Below are 16,811 nucleotides of genomic sequence, written 5' to 3' on the forward strand. Positions count from 1 at the left end.
TACTGGCATGCGCCTCCGGATACCCGCAGTCGTGTTGGCCGTCGCGTTGCTGACGGCCGGCTGTCTCGCACCGTTACAGACCTCGTCGTCGCCCAGCGCGGACGACGGACAGCACATCTCCGTCTCCGGCACGGGCGAGGCCACCGCCGACCCGGACCTCGCGGTGCTCTCGGTCACCGTGGAGGCGCGTGCCGACAGCGCCGCCGAGGCGCGTGATATCGTCGCAAACCGTTCAGATACGCTCGTCTCGGCGCTCGTCGACGCTGGCGTCGCCGAAGACGGTATCACGACCCAGTACTACGCCGTCCAACCCGAGTACGACCACCGCGGCGAGGAACCGCGGGTCGTGGGCTACACCGCCCGCCACGCGTACCGCGTTGAGACGACGCCCGACCGCGCCGGCGAACTCATCGACGTCGCCGTCGACAACGGCGCCTCTCGCGTCGACGGCGTCCAGTTCACGCTGAGCGACGAGAAGCGCGCCGAACTCCGCGAGGAAGCCATCGACGCCGCCGTCGCTGACGCCGAAGGCGAGGCGTCGAGTCTCGCCGCGGCCGCCGGTCTCGAACTCGGCGAAGTCCGAACGCTCTCAACGACCGGCGCGAGCGACCCGTACTCGCCTCGATACGAGATGGCCAGCGACGCCGGGGGCGCGTCGACCAGCGTCCGCCCCGGTCCGGTCTCCGTCACGGTGACGGTGCAGGCGACGTACACAGCCAATTGAGCATCAAACCGGATTGACGGTCCCCGCTGACGCCGTTCCCCTCCCCATTCGCCTGCGGTTCCCACGCTGACGCTGTTCCCCTCCGTCCGACCCGCGCCGATGCGGTCCCACGCTGACGCTCCTCCTACTCGCTCCAGTCGGCTGTTTTTCCGTACCGTCTCTCACTCCTCGCGGTGCCCATGTCACCGACGTTCGTATCATCGCGAGCGAGCTGTCGGTTCCCGTGACCGGCGATTTAACCGCGCGAGACTGACGTTCCAGCCGTGTCAGAGAACCCTATTGGAACGGTGGCGGACCGGGACCGACTCGTCGAACTCCGCGCCGAGGAGACGGCCGACGGGCGGGCGTTCTTCGTCGACGTGACGGACCCCGCGCTCAACGCCGACGCGACGACCGTCGACGCCGCTCGTCGGGTCCACCGACGGCAGGCCGAACGATTGCTTCGGGCGGGTGAAGTCGAGGCGGTCGGGGAAACTGGGGAGGCCGAGGCAGTCGACGAGACCGGCGACGAAGCGCTCGAACCGTCGTCCTCCGGCGAGAAATCGACTGAAAATCAGCTACTCGCGCCGCGACGGCGGAATGTCAGGCTCGAAGCCGACGGCGTCGACGGCCATGTCGAGCACGTTGTCGACGCCGTCGTTCTCCGTGATACTCATGTACGCGTCGGCCTCGACGTCCGTCGAGCGGTCGCTCTTGTTACAGATGGTGAGCACGGGTACGTCGAAGCGACGCTGCATCTCGTCGCGGAGTTCGAGTTGCGCGTCGAGCGGGTAGCCGCAGTCGCCGCTGGCGTCGACGACGAACAGCACGGCGTCGGCGAGATGTTCGAGCGCGCTTACCGCCTGCCGCTCGATGTCGTTGCGCTCGGCTTCGGGCCGGTCCAACAGGCCCGGCGTGTCGATGATCTGGTAGCGGATGCGATTGCGCTCGAAGTGACCGAGTTGGACGGCTTTCGTCGTGAACGGGTAGGAGGCGATCTCGTTGCTCGCGCGGGTGACCGCGTTGACGAACGACGACTTACCGACGTTCGGGTAGCCCGCGACGACGATAGCCGGTTCGTCCGGGCGCACGTCGGGGAGATTCTTCAGTGCGTCGCGCGCCTCGCTGACGCGGAGTAGGTCGTCTTCGACCTGTTCGATTATGTCGGCCATCCGCGCGAACGCCTGCTTGCGGTGCTTTCGCGCCGTGTCGGTGTCGCTACGGCGGAGCTTCGAGACGTACTCGCGGTGCAGTTCCTTGATCTGCCGACCGGCCCACGTGAGGTTCGCGAGGCTCTGGCGGAGCGTGTCGACGCCGCCGTCGCCTTCGAGTTCGTCGCTCTCGGCGGCGAACGTCCCCTGTCGGCGGAGCACGGCGTCGGCGAGTTCGTAGTAGAACGGGTCGACCGTCTCGAAGTCCGGCCACGCCGTTACGACGTTCTGGACGTTGTCCGAGAGGATGTTCGCCGCCGTCTGGAGCATCGACTCCTGCGCCTCTAATCCCGTCTTGGCCCGTCCCGCCCGCGCCGCTCGCGAGAACGCCTTGTCGATGAGCTCCTCCGACCGGGGCGTCGTCGGAAGATTCTCGAAAATCATGCTGGCACCTTGACGACGGGCGTACTAAAGGGCGTCCGTTTGTGCGGCCCGTGCGTCGTCGTTTCACGCGAGCGCCCTGACGCACCACGCGGAGACGGCGCTCGGACGGCAGCCCCGCTTCGACACGACGCTTTTGGCCGTGGACGGCGTACCATCGGCTATGACTGACTGGCGCGCAGTCGGTGTCGGCTTCGTCGTCCTCCTCGTCGTCGGCGCCGTCGGCCTCTCGATACCGATAGTCGGACAGGTCGGCGCAGGGCTCATCGGCGGCTTCGCAGCGGGCTACCTCGCGGGCGGCACGCTCGGCCGCGGCGCGTGGCATGGCCTCGTCGCGGGGTCGATTTCGGGCATCGTCCTGACCGTCTTCGTCGCACTGCTCGGCGGCCTTCTCGGCTTCGCCGGTGGCCCGCTCGGGGGCCTCGTCGCCGGCGGCGGCATCCTCGTCGTCGGCGCGATGATAACGCTCCTGTTCGCCGTCGACAGCGCGCTCGCCGGTGCGGTCGGCGCGTGGGCGAAGAACTAAGAGCCGATAGCTCCGTCTCACCGATTTTCGGAGTGTCCGCAGAATCGTCAGACGAGTTCAATATTCTGCAAAGCGTCTCTTCTCCTGCTATGGCAGAGTTGAACTGGCGCGCAATCGCCATCGGATTCGTCGTGACGTTGGTACTTGGGCTACTCAGCGGGAACGCGATTCCGCTGACCGACCTCACGCTCCCCGTCATCGGCTGGGGACTGACGGGCGTCGTCGGCGGACTCGCGGCCGGCTACGTCGCGGGGCACGGAATGGGTAACGGAGCCGTCAACGGTATCGTCGCGACCACCATCGGCGCGGTACTCGTGTACGCGGTGTTGGCGCTACTGGGGACGGTGCTCCTCGGCTTCGTCGGACTCTCGTTCGCCCTCGTCGGCCTCCTGTTCCTCGGCCTCTACGCCGTGCCCGGCGCGGTCGGTGGGGCAGTCGGCGCGATGCTGAAGCGCCCGTCGCCCGCAGAACAGGGCCAACCAGCCAGTCGTTGACAACCGCAGAGACGACTTTCCTATCCTTTTTCGAGTTTTACCGTTCTCCTCGTTTTCGGTGGCCGCTTACTCCCGGTCGAGGTACTCGCCCTGTACCTCGACGACTTCGGTCGAATCCGCACAGTCGGCGTAGCGTCGCAGCGGTTCCTCGTTCAGTTCCAGAAACGTGTGCCCCCACGTGAACTTCGAGAGAATCTCCTCGGCGTAGTCGTCGTAGCCGAAGATACAGAGCGCCGCCGCCAGCGCTTCGACCGTCGTGAGTTCCATCGGCCGGCCGAAGTTCACGGGGTTGCCCGCGACGAGAAACGGCAGCGCGCGGTGGATGCCGCCGAGCGTAAACATCGCCCGTTCGGCGGACTCCCACGAGCAGTCGAGCGCGACGAGACCCCGGTCGGCCGCCCGCGGTTCGTCCGCCGGCGAGAGCGCCTGGTCGGCGTGCGGGTTGAGTACCACGCCGCGGGGTGCGGCCCGGTCGGTACGGTGTAACTCCGCGAGGTCGAATCGGGCGAGTTTCCTTGCCGTGCATTTGGTCGGGTCGTCGTCGCCCTCGTACCGGACGTGAAGCTCCACACCGGAGATGGACGACCGTAGAAGAAAAACGCCTCGTTCGCCGGCCGAGCGACACGACGTTCGTCGTCCCGTGACGAGAGTTTATGAGCGATGACGGAACCACCTCGCCTCGTGACCTGACGACTCGACGCGCGCCGGTCGAGGCGGGAGCGCGAGCACCCGGCGCGCGATACCGGTCGTTCCGACACCCGACGAGGCTCGCCTGCTCGCCAAAACCATCATACGGCACCACCACGGAGTGAGAGTACATGGACCACGTCGCCGCCGTCCGGGCGTACTACTCGGCGCTCGACGAGCACGACTACTCAGCGCTCTCTGACCTCCTCGCTCCCACGTTCGTCCACGACCGCCCCGACAGAACGCTCGACGGCCGCGAGGCGTTCGTCTCGTTCATGCGCGACGACCGGCCGAACAAGCGGACGAGCCACGAACTCGACGAACTGTACGAGAACGACGATGGCTCGGAACTCGTCGTCCGCGGCCGCCTCCTCGACGCCGACGGCGAGCGACTGTTCCACTTCGTCGACGTCCACCGGTTCGAAGACGGTGTCGTCGTCGAACTTCGGACGTTCGCGAGAAGAGAGTAAGGCGTTCGGTCGTCACTACGTCTCCGATTCGAGACGCTGTCGGCGCGTCTCGTACTCCTCGTCGGTCAGTTCGCCACAGGCGTAGGCGAATCTGAGCTCTTCGAGTGTTCGGTCGTCGTGACTGTCGTCGTCGAACGCGCGGAACAGCAGATACCCGCCGCCCAGTACGGCGAGAAGCGGGACGAGCATCCAGACGAACATGAAGGCGAAGGTCCCCCAGTCGCCGCCCCACGCGTCACCGACCATGTGACCGCCCATCCACGGTCCCATCGTCGGTCCGCCGACTAACACCATGGTCAGTAGCGGCAGTACGACCAGCATCGCTAGCGCGACGAGTCCGATTCGCACGACTCTGGTAGCTTTCTCGGTCATGAGAGAGTGTAGACGTTGGAGGATGAACACGACATCGACGATTCCCAGAAACGTGGAATCGTTCGGGGACGACGTTCAGTCCTTCTTCCCCGCACCGACGGCGCTCTCGCCGACCGGTTCGTGGCCCTCGATGACCTCGCGGCCGCCCATGTACGGGCGGAGCGCCTCGGGTACCGTGACGGTGCCGTCGTCGTTCTGGTAGTACTCCAGCAGCGCGACCATAATTCGGCCGACGGCCGTCCCCGAGGCGTTGAGCGTGTGGAGGTACTCCGCCGACTCGTGGCGCTCGGGGCGGTAGCGCAATCCGGCGCGGCGCGCTTGGAACTCCTCGAAGTTCGACGCCGACGACACCTCGAGCCAGCGGCCGCCGCGCTCGGGTCCGTCGTCGCTCTCGGTGCCGGGCGCCCAGACTTCGATGTCGTACGTCTTCGCCGAGGCGAACGTGAGGTCACCGGTGCAGAGCGTCAGCACCCGGTACGGGAGACCGAGTCGCTTCAGCACTTCCTCGGCCTCCTCGACCAGCGCTTCGAGACGGTCGTAGCTCTCGTCGGGTTCGACGAAGTTGACCAGTTCGACCTTGTTGAACTGATGGACGCGGACGATTCCTCGGGTCTCGGTACCGTGCTCGCCCGCCTCGCGCCGGAAGTTCGGCGTGTACGCCTGATGTTTCATCGGGAGGTCCTCCTTCAGCAGAATCTCGTCGGCGTACATGTTCGTCACCGGTACTTCTGCAGTTGGACAGAGCCACAGGTCGTCGTCGTCGTAGTTCTCGGTTTCGCTTCCGCCGATGCGGTAGGCGTCCTCGGCGAATTTGGGGAGCTGCCCCGTGCCGACCATCGACGTGCTCTTGACCGGAATCGGCGGGAACAGGTCAACGTACCCCTGTTCGCGGTGGACGTCAAGGAAGAACTGGATGAGCGCGTGTTCGAGCATCGCGCCCTCTCCTTTCAGGAAGTAAAACCCCGAACCGGTGGTCTTCGCGGCGCGCTGCTCGTCAATGATGTCGAGTTCCTCGCCGAGTTCGTAGTGCGGCGTCACCTCGTCGGGCAACTCACGCAGGTCGTCGAAGCCCCAGCGCCGGTCCTCAACGTTGTCGCTCTCGTCGTCGCCGACGGGCACGTCCTCGTGCGGAACGTTCGGCAGTTCGAGCAGCGCCTCCTGCAGTTCGGTTTCGAGTTCGTCGGCGCGCTGCTCGACCGCCTGAAGCTCCTCTTTGAGTTCCTGCGAGCGGGCGATGGCCTCGTCGGCCTCGTCGTCTTTGCCCTCAGCTTTCAGTTGGCCGATTTTACTTGACACCTGATTCCGATTGTGCCGCAGGTCGTCGCCCTCGCTCTTGAGCGAGCGCCACTCCTCGTCGACGGCCAGAATTCGGTCGAGGTCCACGTCGTCCATCCCTCGCTGGTCGAGCGCGGCCCGAACCTCCTCGGCGTGTTCCCGGAGGTACTGTCTGCTGAGCATTTGTGCGAGATTCAGGCGGCCCGGGCAAAACCGTGTCGCATCCGTGTGCCGTCGTCTCATCGTGCTAGCTCTCTCCGTTTCGTCTCGCTTTCGTTCGCTTCGTCGCTCTTTCTGTCTCTCTTCGCCCTCTTCCGCCGTCCGAACGTTTTTGCTCGCCGCGGACGCCAACGGTGCATGGCAATCGCCGACGTCGCTCCAGTTCCCGGCACCGAGGACACCTACTACGTCGACACCGGCATGTACGCCACCGAGGCGTACGGGTCGGTCTTCCTCGTCGACGCCGACAGACCCGTGATTATCGACACCGGCATCGGCACCCACTACGAGTACATCCTCGACGCGATAGACGATGTGGGGATCGACCCCGAGGCGGTGGCGTACATCCTTCCGACGCACGTCCACCTCGACCACGCGGGCGGCGCGGGCTTTCTCGCCGAGGCGTGCCCGAACGCGACAGTACTCTGCCACGACATCGGCGTCCGCCACCTCATCGACCCCTCCCGACTCGTCGAGGGGACGAAAGCCGCCGTTGAGGACCAGTGGGAGTTCTACGTCGAACCGAAACCCGTCCCCGAGGACCGCATCGACGGACTCGAAGACGGCGACGAGATCGACCTCGGCGACCGGACGCTCGACGTGATTCACGCGCCGGGCCACGCGCCCCATCAGGTGATGTTCCACGACCGCGCGACGGACGCGCTCTACACGGGCGACGCCGCCGGTATCTGGATTCCGAGCGAGAACGCGATACGCCAGACGTCGCCGCCGTCGCAGTTCGATCTCGAACGGTGTCTCGAAGATGTCAACACCATCGTCGAGCGCGACCCCGAGACGCTCTGCTTCGGTCACTTCGGTTCCCGCGAGTTCAGCGAGGAGCTGATGAGCGAGTACAAGCGCGTGCTCGTCGAGTGGGTCGAAGCGGTCCGACGACGACGAGAGGAACTCGACGGCGACGAGGCGGTCATCGACCACTTCGTCGAACACACCGAGATGGTCGACACGTGGGGCAAGCGCAAAGCGACCGCCGAGGAACGATTGAACGTCCGCGGCGTCTTGGGGTATCTCGACTACCGCGACGGCCAGCGCGAGTAACACCCGCCGTCGACGACTTTCTGCTGCGTCCGATTCAGTTCAATCCCGTACAACGCCCGCCGCGTTTCGGTGTTCGCAAATGTACATTCTTTTAAATGTGGGAAACCGTATCTGTGTGGTATGGAATGGCGGGACGCGGAAGCGACATACGAGAGCGAGGTCGTCGGTCAAACGACGCTCCCCGTGATGTTCGAGGAGAGTGCCGAACGCAACGCCAACCGCATCGCACAGCGGTACAAGGGTGGTCTCTACGACCGGTCGCTCGCCCCCGACGTAGTGTCGGCGGCAGCGGCCGACGAGTACGGACAGGTCAGTTACGCGGAGATGCGCGACATCGTCCGCAACCTCGCCGCCGGCTTTCGCGAACTCGGTCTCGAAACCGGCGACCGGGTCGGCATCCTCTCGCACACCCGGATGGAGTGGGCGCAGACCGACTTCGCCGTGCTCGCCGCCGGCGGCGTCGTCACCACCGTCTACACCTCGTCCTCCGAGCAACAAGTGACGTATCTGCTCGGCGACCCCGACGCCTCGGGCGTCGTCGTCGAGAACGCCGAGTTGCTCCGGAAAGTGCTCGCGGTCGAGGACGAACTCGATCTCGATTTCATCGTCGTCGTCGACGATCTGGCCGACGGCACTGGGATGGGCGGGGCGCTCCGCGATCGCGACGACATCCTCACGCTCGGCGATCTCCACGACCGGGGTGCGGCGGCGTTCGATGAGAGGACGTACGAATCGTGGCTCGACGAGCGCGGTCCCGACGACCTAGCGAGTCTCATCTACACCTCCGGGACGACCGGGCGACCGAAGGGCGTCAGACTCACCCACCGGAACTTCCGCTCGAACGTCAACCAGTGTTACCGGCGCTTCGGTTCCCGCCACGACAAAGGTGACCTCCCGGTCATCGACACGCAGTCGACGACGCTCTCGTTCCTGCCGCTCGCGCACGTGTTCGAGCGCCTCGCCGGTCATTTCCTGATGTTCGCGGCGGGAGCGACCGTCGCCTACGCCGAGAGTCCTGACACGCTCCGCGAGGACTTCCAACTCGTTCGGCCGACCGTCGGTACGAGCGTCCCCCGGGTGTACGAGAAGCTGTACGGCGCGATTCGGACGCAGGCCTCCGAATCGCCCGTCAAAAAACGCATCTTCGAGTGGGCGTCCGGCGTCGGCCGCGAGTACCACACGGCGGAGAGTCCGGGGACGTTCCTGACGGCGAAACACCGTCTCGCCGACAGACTCGTTTTCGAACAGGTCCGCGAGGCGCTCGGCGGGCGAATCGACTTCTTCATCAGCGGCGGCGGCAGCCTCTCGCCGGAGCTCTGCGCGCTGTACCACGGGATGGGACTCCCCATCTTGGAGGGGTACGGACTGACTGAAACGTCGCCCGTCGTCGCCGTCAATCCGCCGGAGAACCCCCAAACCGGCACTATCGGCCCGCCCGTCCACGACGTTGAGGTCCGCGTCGACGACAGCGTCGTCGGCCAGAAGACCCGGGAGTCGGCGGCGGGCGAGGTGGGCGAACTGCTCGTGAAGGGACCGAACGTCACCCAGGGGTACTGGAACCGCCCCGAGGAGACCGAGCAGGCGTTCACGACTGACGGATGGTTCCGCACCGGCGACATCGTCGAGATTCGCCCCGACGACTACATCGCCTTCCGCGAGCGCGCGAAACAGATTCTCGTCCTCTCGACGGGCAAGAACGTCGCTCCCGGTCCAATTGAGGACGCGTTCGCGTCCAGCGCGCTCGTCGAGCAGTGCATGGTGCTCGGCGACGGCCGCAAGTTCGTCAGCGCGCTCGTCGTCCCCAACTTCGAGGGCGTCCGTGAGTGGGCCGAACACGAGGGCATCGACCTGCCCGACGACCCGAAGGCTATCTGCCGGAACGACCGCGTCTACGAGCGTATCGAAGCCGAAATTGAAGCCGCCAACGCGAACTTCGAGTCGTACGAGCGAATCAAACAGTTCCGCCTCGTGCCCGAGGAGTTCACCGAGGACAACGACCTGATGACGCCGACGATGAAGAAGAAACGCCGCAACATCCTTGACAGCTACGCCGACCAGGTCGACCTGCTCTACGAAGGGCGCTGATTCGAACGCCCCGCGACCCGGGCACGGCGGCCGAATCGACGATGTCGTTCCACCACACGGAACGCATCCGAGACGCCGGGACTTATAACCGAAGCTCACCTCGGAGTACACCTATGGAGGAGCGCTAATGGCGAACGCGGGCGGGAACCTCATCCCTCTCGTCGCCGCCATCATCGGCATCGGCGTCGTCGCGCAGGTGCTCTCCGACAGATACCGGGTCCCGAGCGTCGTCTTCCTCATCGCCGCAGGCATCGTGATGGGACCGGAGGTGCTCGGCCTCCTGCAACCGGATGCCTTCGGCAACGCGCTCTCGGCCATCGTCGGCCTCTCGGTCGCCATCATCGTCTTCGAGGGTGCGTTCCACCTCCGCGTCGACAAACTTCGACAGGCCCCGGCAGCGACGGTTCGCCTCGTCACGGTCGGCGCGCTCATCGCGCTCGTCGGGACGTCGCTCACTGTCCACTACGTCCTCGGGTCGACGTGGTCCGTCGCCTTTCTCATCGGCGCGCTGCTGATCGCGACCGGACCGACGGTCATCACGCCGATTCTCGAAGTCGTCCCGACGCGGGACCGTGTCCGGGCCGTACTGGAGACGGAGGGCATCGTCAACGACGTGACGGCCGCGATACTCGCCATTGTCGTCTTCGAGACCATCCACTCCGGGGTCTCCGCCCCGAGCGCACTGCTCCAGATTTTTGCCCAGCGCCTCGGCGTCGGGGTCCTCGTGGGGACGGCCGTCGCCGGCGTGCTCTACTACGTCCTCCGGTACGTCGACCTCTCGCCGTCGAGCGCCCCGCGGAACGCCCGCCTGCTCGTCCTCGCGGGCGCACTCGTTGCTTACGGAACCGCCGACACCATCGCCACCGAGGCCGGCGTCGCCGCCGCGGCGACGGCGGGCGTCCTTCTCGGCAACGCCGACATCCCTTACGAGGAGGACGTGACCGACTTCAAGGGCGACATCACACTGCTCGTCCTCTCGTTCGTCTTCATCACCCTCGCCGCGCTGTTGGAGTTCGACGAACTCCGGCAACTCGGCGTAGGAGGGCTGGTCGTCGTCGCCGTCGTCGCGCTCGTCCTGCGGCCGTTTCTGGTGTTCGTCTCGACCGCTGGCGACCGGTTCACCCGAAACGAGAAACTGTTCATGAGCTTCGTCGGCCCGCGCGGCATCATCCCCGCGTCGGTCGCGACGCTGTTCGCCATCGAACTCCGGGCGATGGGGATGACGCAAGCGGCGCACACTCTCGTCGGCACCGTCTTCCTCGTCATCCTCACGACCGTCGTCTTCGAGGGCGGCTTCGCCCGCCGAATCGCGGAATATCTCGATGTGATACCTATGCGCATACTCGTCATCGGAGGCGGTAAGGTGGGTCGGATGCTCGCCGAACGCCTCGAAACCCGCGGAGAGAACGTCGTACTGATAGAGAACGACCCCGATATCGTCGAACTCGCCCGCAACCAGGGGTTCACCGTCCACGCAGGCGACGCCACCGATTCGGGGGTGCTCGCCGCCGCCGGGGCGGCGAACGCCAAAGTGGTCGTCGCGGCCACCGGCGACGACGACGTGAACCTGCTCGTCACCCAGCTCGCGGAGTCGAAGTTCGACCCCGAGACCATCATCGCCCGCGCGAACAACCCCGACAACGCCCGTGCGTTCAGAGATCTCGGGGTGGAGACCATCTCCTCGACAGTCGCGACAGCACAGGCCATCGACAACCACATCGAGCGGCCGACGCTGTCGAACTGGATGGACGAACTCGGCGAGAGCGGCGACGTCCAGGAGATTGCGGTGACTGCCGCCGACCTCGTCGGGAAGAAGATTCGCGATATCGGCGAGGACCTCCCCGACGGCTGTCTCATCGCGCTCGTCTCCCGCGACGGCGGGTCGGAGGTGCCGTCGGCGGACTACACGCTGAGCGAAGGCGACAAAATCACCATTCTCGGTCGGCGCGAGGCGGTTCGCGAGGCGATGGCGTACGTCCACCCGGAGGAAGGGTAGACAGGTCGTCGCCCGCGTTATCGGTGCCGTTGAGTTCCGGACCGTTACGAGGAACCGAGTTCACGACGATTCTTGAGCGTCGCCGCTGAATCGGCGGGTATGCAAGACCTCTCGCACCCGCTCTCCGCGGAGACGCCCGTCTACCCCGGCGACCCGCTGGTTCGACTCGACCCCCACGCGACGCACGCCGCCGACGGCTACCGCGTCACCGACATCAGAGTCGGAAGCCACGCGGGAACTCACGTCGACGCGCCGTCGCACGTCCTCGAAGACGGCGACCCGCTCTCGGCGTTTCCGGTCTCCCGATTCCGCCTCGACGCGCGACTCGTCGACCTCCGTCCGCTCGACGCCGAGGCGAGCATCTCCGCGGCTACGCTCTCGGCGGCGGCCCCGGACGACGCCGGCGACGGTTCCGATACCGACGCCGACTACGATGCGCTCGTCCTCCGAACCGGCTGGGACGCCCACTGGGGAACCGACCGGTACCACGAACACCCATCACTCTCGCCCGAAGCGGCTGCGTGGTGCGCCGACCGGGGCTATGACGTGGCGCTCGACTGCGCCAGCCCCGACCCGTTCGGTAGCACTGAACTCCCGGCACACCGGCAACTGCTGGGCGCGGATCGACTGGTCTTCGAGAACCTGCGTCTCGCGGACGCCGACCTCCCCGAACGATTCCGCCTCCAGGTGTATCCGCTGTCATTCGTCGGCGTCGACGGCTCTCCCGTGCGCGCCATCGCGGACCGATAACGTCGCAGACTCGGACGCCGCCGACACCGATCGATAACGTTCACGAACGTTTATCTGAGAGTCGGTAAAACCGCCAGGTATGCACCACGCACAGGGTCCGCTGCTCTCTATCGACGTCGGCGACCGACGCGCCGAGCGCGTCGACGTGGACGAAGTTCTCGAAACGTTCGTCGGGGGCCGCGGCGTCTGCACGAAGCTCGCGGCCGACCGCGTTCCGACCGACGCCGACCCGTTCGGTCCCGAGAACAGCGTCTTTTTCGCGACCGGCCCGCTGCAGCACTCGCAGATGAGCTTCACCGGTCGGATGAGCGCGACGGGACTCTCGCCGTTGACCGGCGGCCTGCTCTCCTCGAACGCCGGGGGCTTCCTCTCGCGAAACTTCGTCTCGACGGGGTACGCCGCCGTCGAGGTGACGGGCACGAGCGACGACCTGCTCGCTGTCCACGTCACCGACGAGGGCGTCGAGTTCGAGGACGTCCCCGAGCTCGCGGAAGCGACAACCTCCGAAGTCACCGAGTACGTCGAGGAGTCGCGCGGATTCGGTCCGGACCACGTGCTCTGCGTCGGTCCGGCCGGGGAGAACCGCGTCCGCTTCGCCTCCATCATGACCTCCGAGAGCCGGGCGTTCGGCCGCGGCGGTCTCGGCGCGGTTCTCGGCGCCAAGGGAGTGAAACTCGTCACGTTCGACGGCGACGCCGCGCCGACCGTCGACCTCGCGGACGTGACCGCGGAGATTCACCGCGAGGCGGCCACCGCCGACCACCCGATGAAGCAGTCGGGGACCGCCGGGATGACCGAGTACGCGGATCAGGTCGGCGCGCTGCCGACACGCTACTTCTCGGAGCTCTCCTTCGAGGGGGCCGAAGCTATCGGCGGCGACGCCGTCGCCGAGAAGAAGTACAAACGCGGCACCTGTTCGGCCTGCGCGTTCGCCTGTAAACTCCCGACACGAGACGAGGAGACCGGACTCGAAACCGAAGGTCCCGAGTACGAGACGGTGATGGCGTTCGGCGCGAACGCGGGCGTCTCGGACCTCGTCGCCGTGATGAAGTCGAACCATTTGTGCGACGAACTCGGGATGGACACCATCTCCTGCGGCGACACCGTCTCGGCGTACCTCGCGAGCGAAGACGCGTTCGGCGACATCGAACTGGTCCACGAACTCGTCGAGAAGATCGCCTACCGCGAGGGCGTCGGCGACACGCTGGCCGAGGGCGTCGCCCGCTGCCACGAGGAACTGGGCGTCAAGAACTGGAGCGTGAAGGGGATGGAGTTCCCCGCCCACGACGGCCGCCACCTGAACGGGCAGGGACTCGCGTTCGCCACGTCGAACCGCGGCGCGGACCACATGTACGCCGAGTTCTACGCCAAGGAGTACCCGCTCGTCCCCCGCGACCAGGCGGTCAACCCCGAGGGACTCGACGGGAAAGCGCCGCTGGTCGTCGAAAAGGAGAACCACAACGCGGTGCTCGACAGTGCCGTCGCCTGCAAGTTCTCCCGGGACTTCCTCTCGCCCGAACGGCTCTCGACGCTGTTGGACGCGTCGTACGACGACCTTCAAGAGATCGGCGCGCGCGTCGTCGAACTCGAACGCGCGTTCAACAACGCCCGCGGTTTCGACCGCGACGACGACGTGGTACCGTACGACCTGCCGTCGTTCGACGCGGCACTCGACGACTACTACGAGGCCCGCGGTTGGAACGCTGACGGGACGGTCCCCGACGCCACGGACGCCGCCCCCGCCGACGACTAACCGTCCCGTCCGCTACCTGCCGCGGGACCGTCGACCGACCAGATACAGCACCGCGGCGAGACCGGTAAAACCGGCCAGCGCCCCGACGCCGGAAGCCGCCGTTCGAACGGTTTCGAGCGCCGCATCCGGACCGGTCGCTTCGTTCGTCGCCGCGGAGCCGCTCCGGCTCGCACTGAGTCGTTCGAGCGTCAGGTGCGCGTACTCGGCGTCGCACCGTCGCTGGTCGGTGACGAGACAGAGTGCACCGACGCCGATATCCGGATGCCCGGCGACGACGAGGTCGGTGCTGGCGGTCCACGCCCCGCTCTCGTCGACGAACGTGGCCTCGTACGTTTCGAGCGTCTCCCCGCGAGCGCCCGGTCGGCAGCGTTCGACGCCGTGGGCGTCTCCATCTTCGGCGTCTACGCCGTCGGCGCTTTCGACGAGGTGAACCAACAGACCGGTGTACCCCTCGCGTCCGAACGCCGTCGCGTCCGTGCGTACCGTCGCTCGCGTGGTACTCGCCCCGTCGCGACGTCTGCCCACCCCGACGCGTCGTCTACCCTCCTCGTCGCGTCGTCCGCTCGCCGTCTCCACGAACGCTGGGCCGACCGTCGCCGTTCCCGACCCCGATACCGCGGCGCGAAACAGTTGCCGTCGAGTCACGCCCTCCGCCGCGGTCTCGTGTGCCTCCGACATACTGGTACGTCGAGAGAGCGGTGCCACCACAATAAGGGATAGTACGTCTCTCACTGCGAGCGAACGCCGCCGAACCGGCGCCGAACCGGCGCCGACCACCGACGACTCGGGACGTGAGCGACCCCTACTCGTCTCGTCCGCTCAGACGCCGCAGCAACAGCGCGGCGCCGCCGAACCCTACCGCGCCCGCGAGCGGACCGAACCCTGGGGTGGTCGTCTCGGTCGTCTCGGCGGCCGGTTCGTCGTCGGCCGCCGTCTCAGTCGTCTCGTTCGAGACGGTGATCGGGCTGCCGCCGACGGACTCCAGCGACAGTTGAACCAGCGGTCCGTCGCAGGACTCCTGGCTGTTCACGACGTAGAGGTTGCCGATGTCGATGTCGTCGTTTCCCTCGACGGCGTAGAGCAGCGTCTCCTCGCTCGGGTGATTTTCGGCGGTGCGGTCGATGAGGCGGGCGATGTAGACGATAGCCTCGTCGTCGCCGCCGAAGAACGGGCAGCTGCCGAGTCTGTCGACGGTCTGGTCGTTCGAGACGCTTCGTACGTGGACGAACAACCCCGTGTAGTCGTTCTCGTCGCTGAACGAGGGGGCGTCGTCGGAGATCGCCGCGGTCGTCGTCACCTGTGCCGACGTGACCGAGGCGGACGCCGCCGTCGCTCCGACGCTGACGGCACCGATTCCCACGGCGCGCAACACTCCCCGACGCGTCGTCTCCACGCTCGCTGTCGTGTCGCTTCGAGCCATCGTCTCGGAGGGCAACGCCCAGTTGTAAAAGTCGAGGGGCGAAAGCGACCGGCGTTCGTCCCGTCTCCCGCGGTCTACCGGGAGAACTCGATGGCCGCGCCCTGGCCGAAGCCGACGCAGAGCGTCGCTAATCCTCGATTGACGTCGCGTCGAATCATCTCGTGGACGAGCGCCACGGGGAGGCGAGCGCCGCTGGCACCGAGCGGGTGACCGACCGCGATTGCGCCGCCGTTGACGTTGTACTTCTCCTCGTCGATGCCGAGTTCGCCGCGGGCGTAGACGGCCTGCGAGGCGAACGCTTCGTTCAGTTCTACGAGGTCGTAGTCGTCGATGGAGCGGCCGTTGCGTTCGAGGAGGTTCCGCGTCGCCGGGACCGGCCCGATACCCATCACCGTCGGGTCGACGCCCGCGACGGCGTTGGTGCCGATTTCGGCCAACACGTCGAGACCGTGGTCCTCGGCGAACTCGCGGCTGGTGACGAGCGTCGCCGCCGCGCCGTCGGAAATCTGCGAGGAGTTGCCCGCCGTTACGGTGCCGTCGCCGGTGAACGCGGGCGACAGTCCGGCGAGCGTCTCCAGCGACGTGTCTCGGCGGATGCCCTCGTCCTCCTCGACCAGTCCGTCCCCCGTCTCGATGGGGACGATCTGGTCGTCGAAGTAGCCCTCGTCGGTGGCCGCCGCGGCGCGCTCGTGACTGCGAAGCGCGTACTCGTCCTGCTCCTCTCTGCTGACGCCGTACTCCTCGGCGACTTTCTCGGCGGTCATCCCCATCTGGAGTTGGAAGATGTTGTACCGCTCGGAGAGCTCCGGGTGGAGGTGCTGGTAGGAGTCGCCGTCCATCGGCACGCGCGACATGTTCTCGACGCCGCCCGCGATAATGGCGTCGCGGTTGCCCGCGGCGACGGCGTCGCTCGCACTGATGATGGCCTGCATCGAGGAGGCGCACCAGCGGTTGATGCTCGTCGCCGGCGTCCCCTCGCCGAGTTCCGAGAGCAACGCGATGACGCGCGCGACGTTGTTGTCCTGCTCGCCGCGCTGCTGGGCGACGCCCCACATCAGGTCGTCGATGTCGTCGCCGGAGAGCCCCGTCTCGTCGAGAATCGTGTCGATGAGTGGAATCGAGAGGTCCTCGCTGCGGACGTCCTCGAAGACGCCGCCGCCCTTTCCTTGTGGGGTTCTGTACGCGGCCGCGATGACTGGTGTTGGCATACCTTACCCTCCGGGACCGATCCTGATAAACGTGGGAGAACCGGGTGCCACCGGAGCGGAGTTTATCGTCGCCTCGTCCGCGACCCGTTCCAACGGACCGGGCGTCGTGCGGTGCCCGCCGTCGAGCGATGTCGCACGCCGCGGTGCCGAAGGCGTCGGTTTCGACCCCCGCGGTCCGTTCTTCGACGGTCTTAAGATTCTGTGG

17 protein-coding genes are annotated in these 16,811 nt (G+C 66.5%); 9 read left to right on the forward strand and 8 right to left on the reverse strand.

Annotation, left to right across the window (positions count from 1 at the left end; all coding sequences use genetic code 11):
* The first annotated feature begins 7 nt into the window (after window positions 1-7).
* Window positions 8-724 (forward strand): SIMPL domain-containing protein, encoded by a 717-nt coding sequence (locus LAQ58_RS16275; RefSeq protein ID WP_224448484.1) that lies wholly within the window; start codon window positions 8-10, stop codon window positions 722-724.
* A 266-nt stretch (window positions 725-990) separates the two neighbouring features.
* Here LAQ58_RS16275 and LAQ58_RS16280 read toward each other — a convergent pair whose 3' ends face one another.
* Window positions 991-1,143, reverse strand: coding sequence for a hypothetical protein (locus tag LAQ58_RS16280; protein ID WP_224448485.1), 153 nt, complete (start codon window positions 1,141-1,143; stop codon window positions 991-993).
* Window positions 1,144-1,281: 138 nt separating this feature from the next.
* The gene (locus LAQ58_RS16285) at window positions 1,282-2,298 is read right to left on the reverse strand and encodes an NOG1 family protein (RefSeq protein ID WP_224448486.1); all 1,017 of its coding nucleotides are present in this window, start codon (window positions 2,296-2,298) and stop codon (window positions 1,282-1,284) included.
* 160 nt (window positions 2,299-2,458) lie between these two features.
* Here LAQ58_RS16285 and LAQ58_RS16290 point away from each other — a divergent pair, with 160 nt between their 5' ends.
* Together LAQ58_RS16290 and LAQ58_RS16295 are read left to right on the forward strand one after the other, a co-directional pair.
* Entirely contained in the window at window positions 2,459-2,821 is a 363-nt protein-coding gene (locus LAQ58_RS16290; protein WP_224448487.1) for a DUF5518 domain-containing protein, read from the forward strand.
* Window positions 2,822-2,910: 89 nt separating this feature from the next.
* Window positions 2,911-3,315 (forward strand): DUF5518 domain-containing protein, encoded by a 405-nt coding sequence (locus LAQ58_RS16295; RefSeq protein ID WP_224448488.1) that lies wholly within the window; start codon window positions 2,911-2,913, stop codon window positions 3,313-3,315.
* A 66-nt stretch (window positions 3,316-3,381) separates the two neighbouring features.
* On the opposite strand, the gene LAQ58_RS16300 is transcribed toward LAQ58_RS16295, so the two are convergent.
* Complete coding sequence (locus tag LAQ58_RS16300) at window positions 3,382-3,885, reverse strand: DUF367 family protein (RefSeq protein ID WP_224448489.1); 504 nt, start codon at window positions 3,883-3,885, stop codon at window positions 3,382-3,384.
* A 248-nt stretch (window positions 3,886-4,133) separates the two neighbouring features.
* Between LAQ58_RS16300 and LAQ58_RS16305 the strand changes: the two genes are divergently transcribed.
* Window positions 4,134-4,472, forward strand: a complete 339-nt coding sequence (locus tag LAQ58_RS16305; RefSeq protein WP_224448490.1) for a nuclear transport factor 2 family protein — start codon at window positions 4,134-4,136, stop codon at window positions 4,470-4,472.
* Window positions 4,473-4,487: 15 nt separating this feature from the next.
* Here the strand turns inward: LAQ58_RS16305 and LAQ58_RS16310 are convergent, their stop codons facing one another.
* Together LAQ58_RS16310 and serS are read right to left on the reverse strand one after the other, a co-directional pair.
* Window positions 4,488-4,844: an SHOCT domain-containing protein gene (locus tag LAQ58_RS16310; protein ID WP_224448491.1), complete on the reverse strand. Its 357-nt coding sequence runs from the start codon at window positions 4,842-4,844 to the stop codon at window positions 4,488-4,490.
* A 75-nt stretch (window positions 4,845-4,919) separates the two neighbouring features.
* The gene (serS, locus tag LAQ58_RS16315; RefSeq protein WP_224448492.1) at window positions 4,920-6,302 is read right to left on the reverse strand and encodes a serine--tRNA ligase; all 1,383 of its coding nucleotides are present in this window, start codon (window positions 6,300-6,302) and stop codon (window positions 4,920-4,922) included.
* Between the two features lie 174 nt (window positions 6,303-6,476).
* On the opposite strand from serS, the gene LAQ58_RS16320 reads away from it, so the two are divergent.
* From LAQ58_RS16320 to LAQ58_RS16340, 5 genes are all read left to right on the forward strand, one after another.
* Entirely contained in the window at window positions 6,477-7,394 is a 918-nt protein-coding gene (locus tag LAQ58_RS16320; protein ID WP_224448493.1) for an MBL fold metallo-hydrolase, read from the forward strand.
* Between the two features lie 120 nt (window positions 7,395-7,514).
* On the forward strand, window positions 7,515-9,479 hold the full coding sequence (locus LAQ58_RS16325; protein ID WP_224448494.1) for an AMP-dependent synthetase/ligase: 1,965 nt from the start codon (window positions 7,515-7,517) through the stop codon (window positions 9,477-9,479).
* Between the two features lie 127 nt (window positions 9,480-9,606).
* Window positions 9,607-11,475: a cation:proton antiporter domain-containing protein gene (locus LAQ58_RS16330; protein ID WP_224448495.1), complete on the forward strand. Its 1,869-nt coding sequence runs from the start codon at window positions 9,607-9,609 to the stop codon at window positions 11,473-11,475.
* Between the two features lie 99 nt (window positions 11,476-11,574).
* On the forward strand, window positions 11,575-12,225 hold the full coding sequence (locus LAQ58_RS16335) for a cyclase family protein (RefSeq protein WP_224448496.1): 651 nt from the start codon (window positions 11,575-11,577) through the stop codon (window positions 12,223-12,225).
* 79 nt (window positions 12,226-12,304) lie between these two features.
* Complete coding sequence (locus LAQ58_RS16340; RefSeq protein WP_224448497.1) at window positions 12,305-13,978, forward strand: aldehyde ferredoxin oxidoreductase family protein; 1,674 nt, start codon at window positions 12,305-12,307, stop codon at window positions 13,976-13,978.
* A 12-nt stretch (window positions 13,979-13,990) separates the two neighbouring features.
* Here the strand turns inward: LAQ58_RS16340 and LAQ58_RS16345 are convergent, their stop codons facing one another.
* From LAQ58_RS16345 to LAQ58_RS16355, 3 genes are all read right to left on the reverse strand, one after another.
* The gene (locus LAQ58_RS16345) at window positions 13,991-14,656 is read right to left on the reverse strand and encodes a hypothetical protein (protein ID WP_224448498.1); all 666 of its coding nucleotides are present in this window, start codon (window positions 14,654-14,656) and stop codon (window positions 13,991-13,993) included.
* Window positions 14,657-14,780: 124 nt separating this feature from the next.
* Window positions 14,781-15,398, reverse strand: a complete 618-nt coding sequence (locus LAQ58_RS16350) for a hypothetical protein (RefSeq protein ID WP_224448499.1) — start codon at window positions 15,396-15,398, stop codon at window positions 14,781-14,783.
* A 74-nt stretch (window positions 15,399-15,472) separates the two neighbouring features.
* Window positions 15,473-16,606 (reverse strand): thiolase family protein, encoded by a 1,134-nt coding sequence (locus LAQ58_RS16355; protein ID WP_224448500.1) that lies wholly within the window; start codon window positions 16,604-16,606, stop codon window positions 15,473-15,475.
* Window positions 16,607-16,811 lie beyond the last annotated feature (205 nt).

The sequence above is a fragment of the Haloprofundus salilacus genome (assembly GCF_020150815.1).
In the GTDB taxonomy this organism is placed as follows: domain Archaea; phylum Halobacteriota; class Halobacteria; order Halobacteriales; family Haloferacaceae; genus Haloprofundus; species Haloprofundus salilacus.